The following is a 779-nucleotide window of genomic DNA, read 5'->3' as shown; positions in this document are numbered from 1 at the left end:
GCTGTTTATCACACCATGAATCCTGCATTTGTAAGTAACTTTGGCGAGCCTCGCAGAAAACTATCTTATGTAAAAGCTGAGATATCTTTAAAGGTTGAAAGCGAAGAGCATGTCGAGTTGGTAAAGCACCATGCTCCTTTGATTAGGCATCAAATAGTAATGTTATTGTCTGAACAATCTAAAGAGGGAATGAGCTCTCACACAGCGCAAGAGACTATTCGTTTGGCTGCGCTTAGCAGAGTAAAAGAAGCTTTAGCTGAGGAAGTAGGTAAGACAGGTGTACAAGACCTACTATTTACCAGCTTTGTTGTTCAAATTTAGGAAGCTAGACGCACGACATTAGGCGTGTCTTGGATGGCAACATCGTTGCCGTCCTCCCAGCCTGCCTCCCACGCGGCAAGCACAACATCGCTCATACCGGGGCGGTCTTCTCTTGTTTTGCCCATAACGCCAGACATATAGCCTTGCTTATAAGCTTTGTTAAGAGATTCTAAATTCCAGCTTAAAGAAAAGTCTTCGGCCATTGGGCCACTCCTTTCAATAGGCTGCCAAGCACTTTCATGCACAGAGCATTGGTAGTTGCTCTGTACAATCGACTTCAAGCGGTTCGGCACGCACAAGTCAACACATAACGGTTTGATAGCGTAGTCTGTATTTTGTGATGCGCTTATCATTTTTGTTCGCTTTAAAAGCAATGCGCGAATACAGGTTACATATATTTACGTTAGTGCAATGAACACTACTCTGCACGCTAAGAATGTGTCTTTATGTTTTTTTAG

General features: G+C 43.3%; 2 protein-coding genes. One reads left to right on the top strand and one right to left on the bottom strand.

What is annotated here, in order from left to right:
• On the top strand, positions 1-321 hold a 321-nt coding region (locus A3739_RS00360), incomplete at its 5' end, for a flagellar basal body-associated FliL family protein (RefSeq protein ID WP_156502194.1).
• Here A3739_RS00360 and rmf read toward each other — a convergent pair.
• Positions 318-524, bottom strand: coding sequence for a ribosome modulation factor (gene rmf, locus A3739_RS00355; protein ID WP_068480389.1), 207 nt, complete (start codon positions 522-524; stop codon positions 318-320). The two genes, A3739_RS00360 and rmf, sit on opposite strands and share 4 nt — an antisense overlap.
• Between the last annotated feature and the right edge of the window lie 255 nt (positions 525-779).

It is taken from the genome of Oleiphilus sp. HI0067 (assembly GCF_001635735.1).
This window is presented reverse-complemented; position numbering and strand designations above follow the sequence as displayed.